The 20,746-nt window shown below is 40.2% G+C and carries 15 protein-coding genes; 7 read left to right on the top strand and 8 right to left on the bottom strand.

The window, feature by feature from the left end; all coding sequences use genetic code 11:
• Positions 1-4: 4 nt before the first annotated feature.
• The 4 genes from glgX to AAW12_RS24955 all read left to right on the top strand — a co-directional run bounded on the left by glgX (position 5) and on the right by AAW12_RS24955 (position 9,055).
• On the top strand, positions 5-2,113 hold the full coding sequence (gene glgX, locus AAW12_RS24940; RefSeq protein ID WP_046676288.1) for a glycogen debranching protein GlgX: 2,109 nt from the start codon (positions 5-7) through the stop codon (positions 2,111-2,113).
• Between the two features lie 15 nt (positions 2,114-2,128).
• Positions 2,129-3,946, top strand: a complete 1,818-nt coding sequence (gene treZ, locus AAW12_RS24945) for a malto-oligosyltrehalose trehalohydrolase (protein ID WP_046676289.1) — start codon at positions 2,129-2,131, stop codon at positions 3,944-3,946.
• A 403-nt stretch (positions 3,947-4,349) separates the two neighbouring features.
• On the top strand, positions 4,350-6,524 hold the full coding sequence (locus AAW12_RS24950) for an ATP-binding protein (protein WP_046676290.1): 2,175 nt from the start codon (positions 4,350-4,352) through the stop codon (positions 6,522-6,524).
• Positions 6,525-6,865: 341 nt separating this feature from the next.
• Entirely contained in the window at positions 6,866-9,055 is a 2,190-nt protein-coding gene (locus AAW12_RS24955; RefSeq protein ID WP_046676291.1) for a catalase, read from the top strand.
• Between the two features lie 94 nt (positions 9,056-9,149).
• Here the strand turns inward: AAW12_RS24955 and AAW12_RS24960 are convergent, their stop codons facing one another.
• Together AAW12_RS24960 and AAW12_RS26415 are read right to left on the bottom strand one after the other, a co-directional pair.
• Positions 9,150-9,623, bottom strand: coding sequence for an ankyrin repeat domain-containing protein (locus AAW12_RS24960; protein WP_046676292.1), 474 nt, complete (start codon positions 9,621-9,623; stop codon positions 9,150-9,152).
• 300 nt (positions 9,624-9,923) lie between these two features.
• Positions 9,924-10,076: a lmo0937 family membrane protein gene (locus AAW12_RS26415; protein ID WP_115048587.1), complete on the bottom strand. Its 153-nt coding sequence runs from the start codon at positions 10,074-10,076 to the stop codon at positions 9,924-9,926.
• A 408-nt stretch (positions 10,077-10,484) separates the two neighbouring features.
• Between AAW12_RS26415 and AAW12_RS24965 the strand changes: the two genes are divergently transcribed.
• Both AAW12_RS24965 and AAW12_RS24970 read left to right on the top strand, forming a co-directional pair.
• The gene (locus tag AAW12_RS24965) at positions 10,485-10,985 is read left to right on the top strand and encodes an RNA polymerase sigma factor (RefSeq protein ID WP_046676293.1); all 501 of its coding nucleotides are present in this window, start codon (positions 10,485-10,487) and stop codon (positions 10,983-10,985) included.
• Between the two features lie 357 nt (positions 10,986-11,342).
• Positions 11,343-12,428, top strand: a complete 1,086-nt coding sequence (locus AAW12_RS24970) for a hypothetical protein (RefSeq protein ID WP_156167773.1) — start codon at positions 11,343-11,345, stop codon at positions 12,426-12,428.
• Between the two features lie 10 nt (positions 12,429-12,438).
• On the opposite strand, the gene AAW12_RS24975 is transcribed toward AAW12_RS24970, so the two are convergent.
• Positions 12,439-13,284 (bottom strand): alpha/beta hydrolase-fold protein, encoded by an 846-nt coding sequence (locus tag AAW12_RS24975; RefSeq protein ID WP_053004004.1) that lies wholly within the window; start codon positions 13,282-13,284, stop codon positions 12,439-12,441.
• Positions 13,285-13,953: 669 nt separating this feature from the next.
• Positions 13,954-14,190 (bottom strand): hypothetical protein, encoded by a 237-nt coding sequence (locus AAW12_RS24985; RefSeq protein ID WP_046676296.1) that lies wholly within the window; start codon positions 14,188-14,190, stop codon positions 13,954-13,956.
• A gap of 207 nt (positions 14,191-14,397) precedes the next feature.
• Here AAW12_RS24985 and AAW12_RS26560 point away from each other — a divergent pair, with 207 nt between their 5' ends.
• Positions 14,398-14,595 carry a hypothetical protein gene (locus AAW12_RS26560; RefSeq protein ID WP_046676297.1) on the top strand — a complete coding sequence of 66 codons (198 nt, stop codon included), beginning with the start codon at positions 14,398-14,400 and terminating at the stop codon, positions 14,593-14,595.
• A gap of 347 nt (positions 14,596-14,942) precedes the next feature.
• Here the strand turns inward: AAW12_RS26560 and AAW12_RS24995 are convergent, their stop codons facing one another.
• The 4 genes from AAW12_RS24995 to AAW12_RS25010 form a co-directional block, all read right to left on the bottom strand.
• The gene (locus AAW12_RS24995) at positions 14,943-15,662 is read right to left on the bottom strand and encodes a DUF3575 domain-containing protein (RefSeq protein ID WP_053004005.1); all 720 of its coding nucleotides are present in this window, start codon (positions 15,660-15,662) and stop codon (positions 14,943-14,945) included.
• Between the two features lie 336 nt (positions 15,663-15,998).
• Positions 15,999-17,519 carry a glycoside hydrolase gene (locus tag AAW12_RS25000; RefSeq protein ID WP_053004006.1) on the bottom strand — a complete coding sequence of 507 codons (1,521 nt, stop codon included), beginning with the start codon at positions 17,517-17,519 and terminating at the stop codon, positions 15,999-16,001.
• 245 nt (positions 17,520-17,764) lie between these two features.
• Positions 17,765-18,958, bottom strand: a complete 1,194-nt coding sequence (locus AAW12_RS25950; protein WP_053004008.1) for a serine hydrolase domain-containing protein — start codon at positions 18,956-18,958, stop codon at positions 17,765-17,767.
• A 233-nt stretch (positions 18,959-19,191) separates the two neighbouring features.
• Positions 19,192-20,544 carry a DUF3472 domain-containing protein gene (locus tag AAW12_RS25010; RefSeq protein ID WP_046676298.1) on the bottom strand — a complete coding sequence of 451 codons (1,353 nt, stop codon included), beginning with the start codon at positions 20,542-20,544 and terminating at the stop codon, positions 19,192-19,194.
• Positions 20,545-20,746: the final 202 nt, after the last annotated feature.

Below are 20,746 nucleotides of genomic sequence, written 5' to 3' on the forward strand. Positions count from 1 at the left end.
ACAGATGGAAACAAAAATTTATACCGGAAGCCCTTATCCATTAGGAGCTACTTACGATGGGGAAGGGGTTAACTTTGCCCTTTTCTCCGAACATGCTGAAGCTGTTGAACTTTGCCTCTATACTAGTTCCGATGAGGAGGAAGTCGCAAAATTTAAAATAACCGAGAAGACGCACCAAGTGTGGCATATCTATCTCTCGGGAATTAAGCCAGGACAACGCTACGGCTATCGGGTATATGGTCCGCACGATCCATCGCAGGGACACCGTTTTAACCCCCATAAATTGTTGATTGATCCGTATGCAAAAGCAATATCAGGTACTGTACAATGGGATGATGCTTTATTCGCGTACACTATAGGGGAGGACGATATGAGCTTCGATACAACGGACAGCGCTCCTTTTGTCCCCAAAGCTGTTGTTATTGATAACAAATTTGATTGGGGGAACGACAGGCCGCCGCGGGTACCGATGCATCAGAGTGTGATTTATGAAACCCACGTAAAAGGTTTTACAGCGACACATCCTGACATTCCCGAAGAAATAAGAGGAACCTATGCTGCTTTGGCACATCCTGTTGCTATAAATTACCTGAAAGAACTGGGTATTACTGCCGTCGAATTGTTGCCGATCCATCATTTTTTGACTGACCGTCATTTAAAGGACAAAGGACTCAATAACTATTGGGGATACAATAGCATCGGTTTTTTTGCTCCCGATGTGCGCTATTCCGCTTCAGGTACACATGGTGAGCAGGTTATGGAATTTAAAAAAATGGTCAAGGCCTTACATGATGCCGGTATCGAAGTGATCCTCGATGTTGTCTACAACCATACCGGCGAAGGTAACGAAATGGGGCCAACACTGTCTTTTAGAGGGATTGATAATGCTTCTTATTATCGCTTGGCGGAAGATCCACGGTATTATATGGATTTTACCGGAACTGGCAATACCTTAAATACACGTCAACCCAATGTATTACGTCTGATTATGGACAGTCTGCGCTATTGGGTTGAGGAAATGCATGTTGACGGGTTCCGCTTTGATTTGGCATCAGCATTGGCACGGGAGTTACACGAGGTCGATAAATTAAGTTCATTCTTTGACGTTATTCATCAAGATCCCATAATTTCACAGGTTAAACTCATTGCGGAACCTTGGGATATCGGAGAAGGGGGCTACCAAGTTGGCGAATTTCCTGCCGGCTGGGCCGAATGGAATGGAAAATACCGTGATTGTATCCGCGATTATTGGATCGGGGCAGACAGCATGATTGCTGAATTTGCCAATCGCCTTACAGGATCCTCCGATTTGTATAGGGGGGATAATCGAACACCTTCGGCCAGCGTTAATTTTATTACGGCCCACGATGGATTTACACTTCATGACCTCGTATCGTATAACGATAAGCACAACGAAGCCAATGGCGAGGATAATCAAGATGGTGAAAGTCACAATCGCTCCTGGAACTGCGGGGCCGAAGGACCGACAGATGATGCTACAGTAAATAGGCTAAGACAAAAACAAAAACGAAATATGCTGGTGACCTTGTTCCTGTCGCAAGGTGTGCCTATGCTCGTTGCTGGCGATGAACTGGGCAGAACACAGCAAGGCAACAATAATGCGTATTGCCAGGACAATGAGATCTCTTGGCTGGACTGGACCAGCGTGGATGGAACTTTATTGGATTTTACTAAAAAATTAATTCATTTTCGCCGTGAACACCCTGTATTCTGCCGCCGCAAATGGTTTCAAGGTATACCTATTCGTGGTACGGGTGTCGAGGATATCGTATGGTTTCTCCCAGATGCATCTGAGATGGACGATCATCATTGGCAGGAGGATTATGCCCGTTCCCTTGCTGTATTTCTCAATGGTCAGGGAATTCGATCGGTAGACATCGCTGGTAATAAAATAGTGGATGCCAATTTTTACCTCTTATTTAATGCTCATTGGGAAGATGTCGCCTATAAACTCCCTAGTGAAATCTATGGGGCTTCCTGGAATAAGATCATAGATACGAATAGCGATAGGATAGGTAATTTTGGGGAGTTTCCAGCTGGGGATACGGTTTTAGTTCCCTCGCGCTCGATTCTTTTATTTCAATCACAATAGAGCGACCACTGGATTATGAGCAAAACAGGAATTAGACAATTAGGAGTTCAATACAATGGTGCGCTATGGGAGATTCGCGTATGGGCGCCAAATGCAAAGAATGTCTATTGCATGCTTTATAATATGGGTGTCGAAATACCGCTAGAGCAGCAAGCCTACGGTTATTGGTATGCCGAAAGTGATTTAATTCGTGCGGGCGATTTGTATGAAATACGGGTAGACGACAACGAATACCCTGATCCGCTTTCTCGTTCACAACCGGAAGGTGTTCATGGACCGTCTCAAGCTGTAGACCTCACTTTTTCATGGACCGATCAAGACTATCAGCCGCCGCAACAATCAGATTTTATCATCTATGAGCTTCATGTAGGTACATTCTCGTCGTCCCATGACTTTGATGGAGTTATCAAAAAGATTCCTTATCTGAAAAATTTGGGAATAACTGCTATAGAAATCATGCCGGTCGCTCAATTTCCCGGAGAAAGAAATTGGGGTTATGATGGCGTATTTCCATTCGCGGTACAGCATTCTTATGGTGGCGCTTCCGAATTACAACGGCTAGTTAATGCCTGTCATGAGGCTGGTATAGCTGTAATTCTCGATGTGGTCTATAATCATGTAGGCCCCGAAGGAAATTATTTTGCGCAGTATGGTCCTTATTTCACTGAGAAATATCGAACGCCCTGGGGCGATGCACTCAATTATGACGACCGTTTCTGTCACGGACAGCGGGATTTGGTAATCAACAATGTACGGATGTGGTTTGAAGACTTTCACATTGATGCGCTGCGCATGGATGCAGTACATGCGATCAAGGATTTTAGTCCAATTCACATCCTTCAGGAAATCCGTGCGGAAACGGATAATGTGATCGCTAAAACAGGGAAAAATCGATATCTCTTTGTTGAGTGCGATCTTAACGACAGAAGATTTTTAGACCCCTTGGCAAAAAATGGCTTTGCGATGGATGCGCAGTGGCTAGATGAGTTTCACCATGCCTTACGCGTAGCCGTAGGTGAGCCGAAGAAAGGTTATTATCGGGAGTTTAATGGCGTGGAAGATCTCGCAAAAGCCTACGAGAAGGCCTATGTTTTTGATGGGAACTATTCTTTTCATCGCGAGAAATTTTTTGGAACAGATACGGCGGGTATTCCAGGCGATCGCTTCATTGTTTTCAGTCAGAATCATGATCAGGTCGGCAATAGGATGCTGGGTGATCGTGCGGCCTCGCTTTACGCCAGAGAAATAACACGTCTTATGACTTTTGCTGTATTCATGTCACCCTATCTTCCTCTACTATTTATGGGCGAAGAATGGGGGACAGCGCGACCTTTTCCGTATTTTATCAGTCACAGTGATCCAGAGCTGGTAGAGCTGGTGCGGCAGGGCCGCAAGCGGGAGTTTGAAGATTTTCTCACAGATCACGAGGTTCCCGATCCACAGGATGAAACAATATTTAGGCAAGCTGTGTTGGATTGGGACGAATTGAACAGGCAACCATATCAGCAACAGTTGTCCTATTATAAATCGTTGATCGCATTTCGGAAAAGCAATCCGTTGTTAAAAAATATGCAACGAAGTGATATCAGGACTGAGTGCCTCTGTGATAAGAAGGTACTTAGTATCTATGTGGAACAAAAGGAGAGGCAAATGATTATCCTGATGAACTTTTCAGCTCATTTACAACATGTCAATCTACCAGCAGCTGTGCAATGGACCTTGTCATTTGATACCAGTGTACCGGACGCCGACCTTTTGGCAGAGACTGACGCTGTTGCAGTGCAGGGCTGTTCCTTATTACCATGGTCAGGGTATGCTTACACTTCGAAATAGATCGTTTTGGAAAGATTTAAGTGAGTTGATCTTCAGGAATGAAAGCTATTAAAAGATAAAAACAAATTATTCAAACAACTTCGTTAAAAGTATTGTTCCTTATTTAAATACGGCTTGTCCAGTCGTGAAGAAAGTTTTAAAAGCTAGGTCCTTTCCAACCTAGCTTTTTTATTTTTAAAAGGAACAATTGCTTATGGTTTTGAATACCAGTGGTTTGAACGATCAGCTATTCAGAATAAATTTTAAACAAACGTTTGTTCTGTTATTCGTCGCAATTTTTTTTTATCTTAGCCTAAGATATGACATGTTTGAAGAGGGGTGCTAGATTTATGATGTATGGCAAATTATCTCTTTCGAGAATTTCCTATTATTAGCGAATTAAATGATTAAAAACTAGCAAACTATGCGTCAACTGGAGTGTCACGAAGAGAAAATCCACCTATGCGGTAAGATCCAGTCTTTCGGTTTCCTTTGTATTTTTGATGAGAGCGGATGTATTGCCGCAAGTGAAAACTTAACTATCGTCCTTGATATTCCCATGAAGGAAATCCTCGGACGCTCTATTGCTCAGCTATTACCATTGCTATCGTCCGAAAAGGAGTTGAATCTTAAAGAGATTGAAACGCAAATTAGAGGAGAGATCTTTACACGTTTTGTGGAGCGTATCCGCATTAAAAATGTAGACTATTACCTGAGTATTTACCAGTACGACGAGCGGACATACCTTGAAATAGAAATCTGTAATGAAAATCATTTAAAAGCGACGCGATTATTTTATTATGCGAAGTACCTTGAAGAACGTCATGGCAATGCTTGGCAATCATTGACTGTACTGATCCGTCAGATCATTGGTTTTGACCGAGTTATGGTATACCGTTTCGAGGAGGACAATAGCGGACAGGTCATTGCAGAGTCCATCGCAGATGGAATGACCCCATTGATGGGCTACCGGTATCCGGAATTTGATATTCCGGCGCAAGCACGCGAACTCTATGTGAAGTTTCTTGCGCGCCACGTAGCTGATGTTGATGGTCCGACTATTGGTATACAGGGTTTGGAGGCTGCTGAGGTAGACTTGACACGCTGTAGCCTCAGAGCATTATCTCCAGTACATTTACAATATCTTAAAAACGCAGGAGCACGGGCCAGTGCCAGTTTTTCTATCGTTATCGAAGGAAAACTTTGGGGCTTGGTGGCGTGCCAGAATAGCGAGCCTTTGAATGTTGATCTCGCCCAACGTCATTTATGCGCTTTTTTAACGCAATACGCTATAAACTACTATCTTTCAGAACATCAAAAAGAAAACCTGGTAGCACAAACCATTATGGGTGTTATGGAACGTGATCTGAAGTCTGAGTTATTAGTTAATAGCGATATTGGAATTGTGCTTGAACGCTTTGCACCACAAATTCTAGAAATTGCGGGCGCAGATGGACTAATGATCAAGCACGACCGGGGTTCTAAAAGTTGGGGCGATGTACCCACTGAATTGCAGTTGCGTGAGATCGATCGCTTTATAGAAGAAGAGGGGCAAAATGATTTATTTTTTACATCAAACTTTGTCTATGGTGACAGTGAACCCCCGCAAGCGGTTATATTGCCTGGCATTTTGCGGATAAATATCCTTCCCAGCAATAAATGGCACATCTATTTATTCCGCAGAGAACATGTTTACGAAGATGTATGGGCTGGAAAACCCGAAAAAATATATCATTACGATCCTGAAAAGAAAGTTGAATTTCCATCTCCACGGACATCTTTTGAAGCTTGGCGTGAAAAGATGAAAGGCAAGTCTATCCAGTGGAAAAGTGCCGAGCTTTCTTTTATGGAGAAAGTCGCACAAATAACCCAACAAGCTATTGCCCAGCGCGGCGGAGAGATTGCTCAGCTCAATAAAGAACTTGTCAGGTCCAACAATGCCTTGGATACATTTGGCTATACATTAACCCATGATCTTAAAAATCCACTTTCATCGATAAAGCTTGCTGCCCAGATGATGTTGATGAAAGATGATCTTCCGAAGGATATGTTACGCAAAATGGCACTAAATATTATGGATGCTACCGCGCTGATCACTGAAATGATGGACAAGGTGTATCAGCTAACGCAATCGAATTATGTTGCCTTTAAAACGGAATTGATCGATCCACGGAATAAAATCCTTAACATTCTCGAAAGCTGTAAGCAGCAGTTTGAAAGCGCCCATCTTGAGTTTGTTTTGGGAGAAACTTTGCCGATTTTAGGGGAAAGAACACTGTTATACCAGTTGTTCTTAAATCTGATCAGCAATGCCATAAAATATAGCAGTAAAAAAGATCGCCCGAGAGTCGAGGTATATAGTGAAAAGCAGGGACATTTCGTTAACTACTATATTAAAGACAATGGTATCGGAATGGATATTAAGGATGATAGTAATATATTCGATATTTTTAAACGCTTGCCGAACTCGCAGGGATTTGAAGGTTCGGGAATTGGGCTCTCTATTGTAAAACGCATCGTAGATCGTCTCGAGGCAAAAGTCACCGTCGATAGCGAGCTTAATATAGGTACAACTTTTTGTATAACATTTAAAGTCTGATAGACATATAAAAATTCGATAAACAAAAAAAGGAGCCCTAAAGCTCCTTTTTTTGTTTGAACGTAGCAGCAACCTTTAACAGCGGTAGAGTTGCTATCCGCCCTACCTACTTTAAACAAGGTTCATCCAGTCTATACTTTCCCTTATTAATGGGCCATCCGATCTTCTTGGAGAGAAAATTTAAGAACACTTTTAGAATTAAAACAAACGATTAGTCGATTGGAAAAGTTCCTATATGAAATGGTGAATATTGCCCGTCCAGATGGATATGCAAAAGTTATAGCTGAATTTTCTTCAAAGTTTATACAACAAACGATGTTTAAACCCAAAAATCGATTATAATGAAAAAAAAAGAATTGAAGACTGAACAAGTTGATCCAGTGGAAAATAAAAAGGTCAACGCCCTAAGACCACATACGGCGGACGCCACAGGACAGCAAATGACCACTGATCAGGGAGTCAAGATCAATGATGACCAAAATTCGCTGCGTGCTGGAGACCGGGGCGCTACGCTTTTGGAAGATTTTATTCTCCGAGAGAAGATCACACATTTTGACCACGAGCGCATTCCCGAACGTGTTGTACACGCAAGAGGTTCGGGCGCGCATGGCGTATTCAAACTATACAAGCCCTTAGCTGAATGGACAAAAGCGGGTTTTCTTAATGATATCGAAACTGAAACCCCAGTGTTTGTGCGTTTCTCTACGGTTGCTGGTTCGAGGGGGTCGACGGATCTTGCCCGCGACGTTCGTGGTTTTGCCGTCAAATTTTATACACAAGAAGGTAATTTCGATCTGGTGGGTAATAATATGCCTGTATTCTTTATTCAGGATGCAATGAAGTTCCCCGATCTTGTTCACGCTGTCAAGCCCGAACCCGACAATGAAATTCCACAAGCGGCTTCTGCCCATGATACATTTTGGGACTTCATTTCTTTAATGCCCGAGTCGACGCACATGATTATGTGGCTGATGAGTGATCGAGCAATACCGCGTAGTTACCGCATGATGGAGGGGTTTGGTGTTCATACTTTTCGGTTGATCAATGCCAATGGTGAATCGCACTTTGTTAAGTTTCATTGGAAACCACTGCTTGGTGTGCATTCAGTCGCATGGGATGAAGCCCAAAATATATCCGGTAAAGACCCAGATTTTCATCGAAGGGATCTCTGGGACGCCATTGAAAGCGGTGCCTTTCCGGAATGGGAACTTGGCGTACAGGTCATTCCCGAATCAGACGAATTTAAGTATGATTTCGACCTACTAGATCCAACGAAAATTGTTCCTGAAGAGTTGGTGCCTGTTCAGCCTATTGGAAAAATGACCTTAAATCGCAATCCAGATAATTTCTTTGCCGAAACGGAACAGGTTGCCTTTCATATTGGCAATATTGTGCCAGGAATTGATTTTACAAACGATCCGTTGTTGCAAGGCCGATTGTTCTCTTACACAGATACCCAACTTATTCGTTTAGGCGGACCTAATTTTCATGAAATTCCGATTAATAGGCCCATCTGTCCTTCGCACAACAACCAGCGTGACGGATTTATGCGACAAAGGATTGATCGAGGTAAAACGAGCTATGGACCAAATTCATTGGGGAATAATGATCCTGCGCAGGTTGGCGAGGCAGATGGTGGTTTTAAAAGCTATCAAGAACGTATTGATGCCAGAAAAGTGCGAGCTAGGAGCGATAGCTTCCGCGACCATTTTAGTCAAGCAAGGCTGTTTTATAATAGCCAGTCTGAGCCGGAAAAAAATCATCTTGTCGATGCGTTCAGTTTTGAGCTGGGTAAAGTGAAGGCCGTTTCGGTAAGGCAGCGCATGATCGGTATACTATCGTTGGTCGATCAGGGGTTGGCAGCTGAAGTTGCGTTTGCCCTGGGATTGCAGGTGCAAGAAGAACTTGAAAAGCCGATTAATAAAAGCCTCCCAGCAGATGCTGATCCTTCCGATTATGAGCCTATTCAAGTCAAGGAGCAATTAAAAAAATCGGCGGCTTTAAGTATGCAAAATACGATAAAAGATACGATCAAGAGTCGAAAGATCGCCGTGCTTGCTGCCGATGGAGTAGATACGAAATCATTTCAGGCCGTGGCAGATGCGATCCGTGCTGAAGGTGGAATTGTCGATGTTATCGCACCTAAGCTCGGGCAGGTTACGGGCACGGACAAAAAGAAGATCCCTGTTGAAGAGAGCTTTTTAACGGGAGCATCGGTGCTGTATGACGCCATATATATACCTGGAGGAAAGGATAGCGTGGCTACACTGCAGTCCAATGCCGATGCTGTTCATTTTTTAAATGAAGCATTTAAACACTGTAAAGCAATTGCCGCGGATGTCGAGGCAAGTCCGGTTTTGGAAGCGACCTATTTTTTTAGCAAGGTATACCAAGAACTTTCAGCAGAGACTGTACTTGATGATGGAATTATTGTTGATGAGGATCCAAAGTCCTTAGTGGATAAATTCATTAAAGCAATAGCCCAACACCGGTTTTGGGAGCGGGAAAAATCGCGCAGAGTGCCTGCCTAGTTTATAAATGATAGCCAACGTAGAAATAAATATACCCCAAAAAGTTTTGTACTATTTGGGGCATATTTATGGTGCCATCCTATTTAAATAAACACTAATGCTGTAGCAGTGTGAGGGCGGTATCATTCCCCTGCTGCGCTGCAAGATCTAACACCGACAAGCCACGTGTATCGAGTAGCCTGGTATTTGCACCATTATCAAGTAAAAGCTTAAGTACTTCATTTCTGCCAAACATGGCTGCAAACATCAGAGCTGTCCCACCGTTACCATGTTGTAGGTTTAAATTCGCGCCATAACCGATTAACAATTTGGCAATATCATGATAACCTTTAAAAGCTACACCCATGAGGGCTGTGTTTCCACCATTATCCTGTGCATTTACATCGGCACCAGCTTCCAATAGCAATTGGGCCGCAGCCAGCTTATTGTTATAACAAGCAATGATCAATGGCGTATAGCCTTTGCCATCCCGTGTATTTACATCGGTGTTTTGATCGATCAATTCACGTAAGACTTCGAGATTGCCCAATCGGGCGGCATGAATCATGATTTCTGAGTTTTGTGTCATAGTGGTTCAGTTTATATCGTAAAAAGCGTAAAATGGGATCGGCAAAAATGCTTCCTGGCGTTCCTTTTTAATTTGAACAAAGCTGAGGACTGAAACGTTTGCGCTCATTCAACGTTTTGAAAAGCTTAATTAAAATGTCAAGGTAATTTTCTTACCTCAGCTACTGATGAAGAACATAAAGTTAGCGACAGCATCAGACTATTCTTTCTGCCATGGATTGAATAGCGAGTCTGTAAATCTTTAAAACAAACAAAGCCGAACGTATTTTACGTTCGGCTTTGTTCATCGTTTGAGTTTGGTTTAAGCAGCGCCACGAATGACACGTAACAAAACGACAATAATGGCAATGACCAATAACACGTGGATGATATTTCCCGTAGCATAACCTCCAAAAAAACTTATCGCCCAAATGATGACCAATATAACGGCGATGATGTACAATAGATTTCCCATAATTTGATTTTTTTATTAGAACAGCATTCGAAGAGTGATAGTTTGCTTTGATATTGTATTTCGATCAATTGTGTGTTCAGTTTTTTCAACAACTGTATACAATGTTCATCTGAGTATAAATTGCTAGAACGCAGAATAAACGTATTTCTAACATTTCAGCAGTAAATAAATACCTTATTATCTTTTTTTATTAGTTGCTTATTTTTTGATCATTATTTAAAATAAATGTCAAAAAGCTATTAAACTTTGCTTAATTAGCTTTATAAAATAGGAAAACGTATTTCTACCCTCAATGCTGCTATTTATTTTTGAGCGCAAAGGGAGCTTCAAACCTAGCATCCTTCTTGTTACCTCTGTTCATGTAAAACCATTTTAAACAATCAGTTGAAAAAAGAAAGAGGATAAGTTATGAACAACTACAATTTAAATGTACTCATCAACGAAAAAAGAAGTTTGCTTAATCATTTTGCTGCTAAATTTACAGCTGATCCGGATGAAAAGGAAGATTTGATCCAAGAAACCTGGATAAGGGCATTGAAGTCCATAGACAACTTTGTGCAGCATCCGAAGTTAATGAGCTGGCTATATGTGATTATGAAGCATACGTATATTAATAAGTATAGAAAAGCCAAGCGCGTAACGGAAATTCAGGATAATTATATTGCCTTAGAAAGTACCAACACGTCTGAACTCAATAAAGGGATCAATAAGTTTATGGCCGAAGACATCGAAAAAGCGATGACCAGTCTTACGCCCGAAAATTATGAAATTTTCCGTCTATTTTTAGATGGTTATAAATACCATGAAATCGCTTCCTATTTTAATATGCCAGAAGGCACTATAAAGACCAGAATTCACATGGTACGTAAAAAGCTGCAAAAACAGCTCAAAGTTTACCGCTTAAATTAACTGTTTCGACGACTATAAATAAAAGCTAGGCTTAAATTGTCTAGCTTTTATTCCTCGAAAGAGGACATTTTACTTTGCGATAAACGCTGTGGTAAAGTCAATCAGAATATCAAAATCAACATCCTCAATGGCTTTTTATCGTATCTACAGGAGTGTTGGAGATAGACCCAACCTGTCGCTCCGCGATAAAATTATTTTTCATGTAGATGCTTTTTTACCTAGCATAACTGTCAAGGGGATGTATTGTTTTTTGAAGATTAGTTCTCGGAAACTGTTTCACTTCAATTTTATCCAAACAAGAAGCTTCCTGCAATTGTTGTTACATATAACTGTATTTACTTCTTAACGTATTTCTTTATGGTAATGTTCGAAAAACAACTTCTGCAAACGCTTATTCGGGTTCAGGATGAATTATGTTTAACCATTTCTGTTAATACCCATCGAACACATCCTGATAATCTCAATGATCGCATAAAAATCAAAAACTTTAAAAGGGAAGCGATCGATAGGTTGTTGGATAAACATGATCAGAAAGATGTTGTTGGTCTGATTGAAAAATTGGAAAAAATAGAGCAGGAGCTCGATATCAATTATAATCTTGAAAGTCTACATATTTTCGTTTCTGATACCATCAGTGAAGTTTTCAAGTCCTCTTGGGAGACAAACCAAGAAGGAGTCCATATCAGCAATACATTTGCAGTACGCCCGTTGGTGAAGGAGATTGGCCGTCAAACCAGTTATCTTGTGATGCTCCTTTCGCAAAGCGGTGTCCACCTTTTTCGAGCCATCAACGGTCGCATTGTTGAGGATATCAGTAGCGAAGAGTTCCCGATTCCGGAAAATCAATTCCATAACACATTTCCGGATAAGAGTAGTGATGCGAAACATCTTGATGATCTTCTCAGGGAATATCTTAATCGGGTTGATAAAGCCCTTTTACGATTTATTGGTGAGGAGAGGATTGTCACGCTCGTTTTCTGTACAGAAGATAACTATAGTAAGCTCTTACAGGTTGCAGATCGCCCCTCGGTCTATTATGGATACCTGCCTATTGATTATAACAACATTGAAACACATCAGTTGGAGAGCCGTGCCTGGAATTTTATGAAACAGGAGCTTGTACGAAAAAATGAGGACTACTTTAAAGAATTGGAAACAGCTGTGGGCAAGGGCTTAGTGATCACTGATCTTCAAGAAATCTATCGCGCCTGTCAGGATGGCCGCGGGGATATCTTGGTGGTGCAAGAAAGCTTCCATCAGGCCGTAAAGATTCTTTCGGATCGGGATATAGCGATAGTAGACAGCCCTATAGGATTGGACACGATCGACGACATCAGTAGTTTATTGGCCTTGTTGATCGACGAAAGGGGAGGACAGACCGTATATGTTCCTCAGATACCGAATGAGGAATTACAACCTATTGCCCTGAAGACTCGGTACTAGTCCAATTAAGTTAATTATGCTTAGTGAATAACCATTTTTGGAGTTCGTCTGTTAGTAGGAATGGAATGACAATATTATTATGCTGTAAATTTTTAAAAGTTGTGAAATTGAGTTTACGATTTCCGTGCAGCTTTTTGTACAAAACTTCGCTTCCGATATAAGGGTTCTCTATATCTTTTTCACCATGGATAAGCCAAATGTTTTTATGGACAAGTGCGTTGATATTAGATAGATCTGGTACAGCGGCGATAGAAATCATTGCTGCGAATTTTTCTGGGGCCAGGCTCATGAGGTTTTGTGCTGTTGACGCTCCCATAGAATAACCGACGAGATAAATTCGATTTTTATCGATATTTTTAAACTCGTCTTCAATATTTTCTATCAATTCTAAAATTTGCCGCGCATCTCTTGAAGGTCTTGCTTCAAGTATACCATTCTTATTCAATTCGTAGATTGATGAACGCTTTTCAAACTGTGGGGCAACAACGAAACAGTTGAACGTTGTATAAATATCTTCTCTAATCCAGGTTCTTGCCAAATGCTCTAATTGGTTTTCATTGTCGCTACCCATTCTAGATGAATTATGAAATGTAATGACAACAGGATATTTTCTTTTTGAATTGAAATTTTTTGGTAAGAGAAGCCGGTAAGGTATTGTAACGAACTCATTGGTGAATATCCTTTTCTCATATTGATCCGTGCTTAACTGGCTTAATATTGTTCTAGTTTCAACAAATGTTGCACTATCTATTCGTCTATTATCGTATTTGTGTTTTTGTGCAAAACAAAAATTACATGTAATTAAATTTAATAGAATACCAAATTGTAGAAAAAAACTTGATCGTTGTTGTAGCATAAGACCTTATTGGCTAGTGATTCGTGTATACTTATATGTTAATTCCAATATAACTTAGATTGCGTAATCCAATGGTATTGATTACGGCATTAATATCGTGTTCTGTGCGTTGCAGCTTTTTGTCCATAATAGCCGCAAAAATTGGTTTCTATCACACAATTGCAATTAAGACATTTATTATTCATTGCTAGGTTAATTGTTTTTTGCAAATATAATTTTATTATCGAGATATATCGCCTTACTTCGCTCTTTAATTTCATCGTACTGAATCGCTATTTCAACGAAAATTAGACACAAGCAATTATCTCCGCTCGGAAGCTATTAAACTAGTTTTTTATATTTGAAGCATAAATCAGTAATGACACTTACGCTAAATGGTAGCGACGACGGGTTGAATCGCTCAAAAAGAATGTGAATTTAGAATAGCTTTTATGGAAAATGAATTTTAGATGCATCGTTTAGATAAGTTATCGAATGTACATTCTTTATGCTGAAAAAAATATACCTATTTTATAAAGTAATCGATCCATTTGATTATGTTGAAGCCTCTCGATTTACCAAAAATCAGAGGCTTTATTTTTCGCCTCACGTCAAAAACAATGTTGAAAATAACAAGGCCAATTCTGTAGAACTGGCCTTGTTATTTATATTGTTCAATCTAAATGGGTTTTAATCATTTCCATGATCCTCTGACGCATAGGAAAATTTAACTGATTTTTGCGGATAAGCTTCCATACTCTTGCGGCTTGTATTTTTGATAATGGTTTTGATACTAACGCGATCGCCCAATTTATAGTAAGTTTCTACGGTCTGATAATCCAGTAGGAAGGGACCACAAAAGTAATTCCCGTTGTCATCTTTTTCGATGATTCCCTGATAAAGCCCTGTTCTTGTCTCTTTTGGCATGTTAATTTAATTTGAAGGACAAAGGTAGCAAGAGTATTTGGAGAAAATGATATTAAAAATAAAATTAGGGACATTTTATTAAAATTCTGGAAAACACCTCCCAGTGACCGTTCTAAATAGCGGATAGAAGACTAAGTTGATTTGATTGTTGAAACTACCAGAATCCGGGATAGAATAACTGCATAAAATCATGATTTAAAGAAAACAATGGAGCAAGATGAGGTCAATAGCTCAGGTCTCGCTCCATTGCTTTTTTATAGGATAATAAACGGTCTTTTATTTGCTTTTTACACCTTTTTGACCCCACATACAGTTGTTGCACATCGCAGGAAGATGATGGCAAAAGCAGAATGTCAAACCATAGGACAAATGCTTAAGTATGCCCGTGAGCATAATCTAATTTAAAAAACTAGCGATAGGGATGTTATTCCTTAATAGTGCTCACCAAGATAATGGCGGTTTTAGTTGTAGACTTTAGCTGACTTTGAAAATTGGCGTACATAATCAAATTAGGTTTAAACCAGTCTGATACCAACCTCGCGACGAAATAATCGTTATTAATTAGTTAAATATTCTGGTTATCTGTGGTGCAAAGATAGAAATCCTTGAGTATTTACTAAAAAGTTGATCTAGTTCTTTCCGAAACTGGAATGAAACAGCATAAAGGATCCTTAGCGATTGCTATAGATAAAAGCGCACCAATATTGTGCGCTTATTGGAAAAGATAATACGAGGAACCTAGGATCTTGTAATTAAAACCGGTAGCCTATGGATAATGCGGTGCGAATACCGGCAAACGGTCCGCTAGTGCTTAGTGTTACGCCATCCGCATTTACTTCTTTTTTGATTTTCATGAGATTACTATCAAATTCATCCAGTTGTCTCCTTACTTCGCGTTGTTCGTCTGCATTTAATGGAGTTTTCCCTTCGAACTTTCCATTGTTGAAGCCATAACCGGGACCGACAATGCGCCAGTCTAAATAGATGTTTTGTCCAAGTTTCCATTGGTTACCGACAGCTACCCCACCGGTAAAAGCATCTAAACTGCCTGATAGAGGTACTTCACGGTGATAATTTGATTCATCGACGGTAATCTTTGTGTGTACACTGTAATTGGCGTATTTGACAAAGGGCGCGATATAGAATCCTTTTGACACTTCTTTATTCCCGAGGTAGAAACGTACTTCGGGGGTAACGGAAAAAGCGCCTAATTTAGCTTCACCCAAAATATTATTATCATCATCAAAAACAGATTCCCATAGGGATTTAAAGGGTAAGTTGGTTTTTGGACGATAACTTATCGTTCCATTGATCGATAGGTGCTCATTGAGCGATCTTTCATACTCCAATGCAATATTCCCGACAGATAGGGGCCAAAGATTTAGTTTGATAAGATTTGATTTTTCTTGTGCTTTTAATCCAGAGATAGTACACATCCCAAGAGTAAGCATCGTAAGGTAGCGCAATTTCATAGTAGTTTTTCCAAAATATAGGTAGCAAAGATATTGGAATATATTTTAGTTCGGAAAGAACAGGTGCGTTCTTCAATTTGTTTTTTAAACATTATATCTCCTAATGATTTAGAATTGATTTTTTAAAGAACGAAAGCCAGCTGGATTTTGTTCTTTAAATTTTTATTTTTAGAAGTCGTTCAAATTTTTGTGCTTTCGAAGGCATATCTTCAGATGCTATGGAAAGTTAAGTTTTCAAGATAAAGGGAAACAGGCAATGGCACAAAATTTAGAACTAGAATATGTGTTTTGAACAATACACTGAGGGAGGACAGCTCCCTCAGTATGATGAACAAATTAAAGTTTGTTGCCTTCTAAAGTGCTTATACTTTTAGCAGGTATTGTTAAGGAATAGACACCTGAGCTGTTTGGTGTTACAGCTCCGACGTTACCCCAATGGCCAGAACTGCTTGCCGTTGTTTGGTAATTGTTCAACGCACCGCTTGCAAAACCTGTGAGGTTGATATCCAATGGAACAGCTGCAGTACCTGTGTTGGTGACAACTAAGGCAAACTTACCCGATTGAGGATCTTTGTACGCCGAAATCAATAAGCCATTTCCATTTTGAACCGCTACATTGATGCGCATATAACCTGCTTTGACAAACCTGGAATAATGTCCCATCACATCATACGTTTTTGGAAACTCCAAAGAACCATTACTTTTTGTGCAAATAAGCGCCTCATTATTTTGAAATGCCAGCATCCCTAGCCAAAATACATAGGCATTGGCGTTACAATCCGCCAGTAGTTTGTGCATATTAACGGCCAGTTTCAAGCCGCCTTCAATGCCACTGTCATAATTGCCGCCATCATCGGACGCTTCTGTTACCCACATTGGTTTACCACCAATACTAAAATTCCACATGGAGGGACTCTGATTAAACCCACGTTGACCGGTAATGATACCACTTATCTCGACATAGCCATGTCCCGCAAGGATATCAACATTGCTTCTGTCCATACCGGAAAGAAAATTATCGGCTGTTCCCCAGGCCGCGTTTTCCGAAGATATGATCTTGGTGGATTGGAGACCAGCGCTATTTAATTCTGGGCGGAGGTTGTTGGTAATAAACTGTCCAAGATGCGAAGCATCCCAATAAGACGCATCCCAATCCGAAAAGACATTTTCAGGCTCATTTGAAGGGGAGATGGCATTGATTGTAATTCCTTCATTTTGAAACGATTTTACAAATCCAGTCAGATAGCGCGCAAAAGCTGTGGAAGAAGTATTAAAATTAAGTCCATTAAACCATTTCGCAGAAATACTGCTCGTATTCGTCTTCATGTACAATGGTGGAGTCCAAGTACTTGCCATAACGAAGGGAACCGCGTGGCGCTCTTTAGCTTTCTTGATAATCCAGACCTGTCCAAGCTGTTCTTTTTCATCAGCTGTCAAATTCTGATAAGTCGCACTATTGGGGTCTACATCAATCGAAACTCCTGCTGGTTTAATGGTAACGACTTTGGTCTGTTGATTAAATGGATAGGTATGAAGTACCTTACCACGAAGGATATTCAGTTTCAATCCACTGCCTCCCCATAAATAATCCAGAATACTATCTCTTTTTGCGGATTCAAAGAATGGAACGATCCGGCCTCCGAATGCACCAAATCCATCAATCTTTTGATAGGTTTGATCCCAATTTAATGTTGCAATTGTCGCTCCTGCTTGCGCGGATACAGCAGCTTTTTTGTTCAGTTGTGCTTCTGAACTCTCAAGAGTTAATGAAGTTTTTTGGCAACTAAAAATAGAAAATGTGGAAACTACGGCCAAAACAGTATAAAGCCTGTTCCAGCGACTGGTTAATTTTAACATAATTTAGTTTTTAAGATTTGTGAATGAATCATTAATTTAATTGTGCTTGGTTTTTCAAGCGGTTCTCATTGTCGTTGTTTTGTTTGCCTCCTTTCTTTAGTTAAAAAAATAAACATTCACCGATTTCCACATTGGTTAGTTTCCGAAAATTAATAATATTTTGGGAGAATTTATTATTACTTCTCTTATTTTAATTTTATTTTTTATTGAATTAAAAATAAATACATATTTTTTTAATGATAACTTTATTTTAGTCCCTCTTTTCTGTAGGAACTTGAAGGCTGAACCTGTCGTCGATTATACAGTAATAACTGATGTCTAATGTCATTTTCAAGTTCACTGACCTTGCGTTGATCAACGGTGTCGTTGACCATAATAACGATACCATAATCATCTGTGGGATACAGCACACATAAGGTATTGTAGCCTATTTTAGTATTTCCATCGTGATAGAAATAGCGAACCCCACGTTCATCCCGATTGATCATCCAACCGAGCCCCATACCAAATCCATCGTCTTTTCCATAAGTCAGTTGATGTGTTAGACCAAGGGCTCTATCGTTTAGTTTGAGGTTGGCTTCAATGTAGATCAACATATCATTGATCGTTGAATTCATTGTGGGGCCAAAGTAAAACCCTCTCAAATTCGCAAATGGAACAGGCTGACCTTTATTATCATGGCCCTGTACGACGTCGTTTATTTGTGACTCATCTAAATAGGGCGTTGTATAGTGCATACCAAGGTGTCCCTTCAGATATGCGCTGATAAGATGTTCATAGGAATCTTTATAGCTACTTTCCAATAGCGCAATAAGTACCATCACAGCCGTGCTATTGTAACTGAACTTTGTACCTGGGATGGTGTCGGGCTTGACTTTCCTCAGATCGTCAAATAGGTTGTCACGACTGTACTTTCCAAGATAGTCTACTTGTTCCGGAATAGTGAGCCCCCTTAAACTATCGACAACTTTGGTAGGAAGCGATCTGAAAGTCTTTGGAAGGGCAGAAGTATGATTTGCTAGATGCTTAACGCGGATTCCATGGCCGCTGTATTGTAAATTGGAATAGTCTCCCGGCAAGTATTTACGGATATCATCATCGAGGTTGATTTTCTTATCAAGGACCGCTTGCGCAAGTAGAGCGCCGACAAACGTTTTCGCTACCGATCCAATGTTGTAATAGTTATCGGCGTTTGGTAGCTTTTCTTTACTGTAGGTGTAGGTTGTTTTGTGCCCTTTTGTATAAATTCCAATAGACACACTAAATGTATTGTTGTTGGAAAGATAATCAACAACGGAACAGTTTACGATTGTATCGAGTTGGTTTTTAAGTTTATGGTCAGTCTTAATGGGTGAAAGATACTGTCCTTTTGATGAAAGGCTATTGATTAGCAACAAGGTGCTCAATAGGATAAATAAGGGTTTGGATAGTATATTCATAAACAAGTTAATCGTTCTTGATGCTGGAATCTATCGTCGGTATTCGGAAAAGCATTGGGTTTACAACCTGCCCAAGGCGGGGGATAGCTAATTTTATTAAAGTGTTAGTGAAAGGTACGAATTGTTGTTTAAATATCACAAGGTAAAGTTTTTAAAGGGGCAATACTTCATTTGAACGTATTGCCCCTTTAAATGGAATATAAACTACTAATAATTTACTGTAAACATGCGTATTACGGCAGTGTTGTTAGATTTATTGAAGGTGCTGTGCCAGTATCTGCTTGTGTAAATTTCGTTCCGGGATTTACGACAGTATTGAAAAAACCGCCATTTTTCAGGAAGAAGCTATTCCCGGTTATTCCGCCAATGGCGTCTATCCGCTGGTTATTGGAATAGGTTGCATCAACCGTAAAGGTACTTTCCACGACTTTCAGCCAAGTTCCGCTGACTGTACGAACCCATTGATTACTATATTCGGCAGAACGTCCCAGGAAGCCGTTGTCGGCGTTGAAATTTTCGAGGAAGCTATGAAATCCTGTTAAATAAGTATTTGTTTTGGGACGTTTCCAACTTGCAATGAGTATCCAAGTATTGGTCGAAGGATCATTAAACCATGCCGTAAAATCAGTACTTCCATTATTATCAGGTTCTCCCTTTAATAAAAATTTATAGGTAGTAGCGGCAGTCCAATTAAACTTGAGGTAGCTTTGTCCGCCAGAACCTTCGCCACCGAACTCTCCTGTCGTGGTATTTGCACCTTTTCTATTTAATGTAATGCGGTCCTCTGCAGGTATTTGTGATGGGTTATCGGTGCTATATGGACTCCAAACAGAAAATAATATTCTGCGCTCTGTCGCTGAATTGACCTGCATTCCGAAATATCCTTGGCCGAAGCCATTTGCCATAAAGTAAGATCCTATTTTATCTTCTCCAGCGGGGACTTTCACCTCTCTATAATAATAGGAAACTTGCTGATTTGTTGGAATGGTATAACTCAAATGGCAGGATGGACCCCGTCGCGACCAATAGTAGGTATTATCTACATTATTGTCACTATAAATTACTGTGCCATTCGTTGCCGAACTATCTAAAATCAAGTGGGATACATCGGCAAAGTAACCACCTGACTTGGATACACCTTGAAGATCCATTTTTATATAACCCGCCGCATTTAGCGAATAGGTACCAACAGTGTAATCCTTAAGGGTTCCACCCTTAAGCTTGATTTGTTTGCTTACACCGTTGATCGTTAACTTCACCGTACTGCTATCGCCTGAAGGTAACACTTTAGCCCTTATTTTAACACGTAAAGCGCCTGCTTGGGGGACCTTGGCATAGGTACTGATCACGCTATTGGCATTGGTCCAGTTTGCCAGGCCATTGCTATTGATGACTTCAACTGCACCGGAAGGTGCTGAAGTAACAAAGGCATTACCACCTAAGGGGACTTCGTATCCGCTTGCTCCAGGGGATGCAGCACGGAGCGATAATTTCTCTTCTAAATTGATTTGCACCTCGCTTTTTTTGCAAGACAGAAAGCTTGCCACTACTGCACAAAGCAGTAGTGTAAATTTGGGATATCTCATAAGTTAAATTTAATTGTTGACTCTAATTTTATAAATACAATTAAATTAAACGAAAATTATTCAATGCAATCGTTTGTGTGAATTGCTTTTGTAACAAAAGGGATACGTTAGATAGTCGCCATTGTTTATTTAATGAACTATCATTAGGTAAATGCTGCAATGCGCAATAGCTTAAATAGTCTCTAGTGGTTTGCTGCACACA

The organism is Sphingobacterium sp. Ag1 (genome assembly GCF_000988325.1).
Classification (GTDB): Bacteria; Bacteroidota; Bacteroidia; order Sphingobacteriales; family Sphingobacteriaceae; genus Sphingobacterium.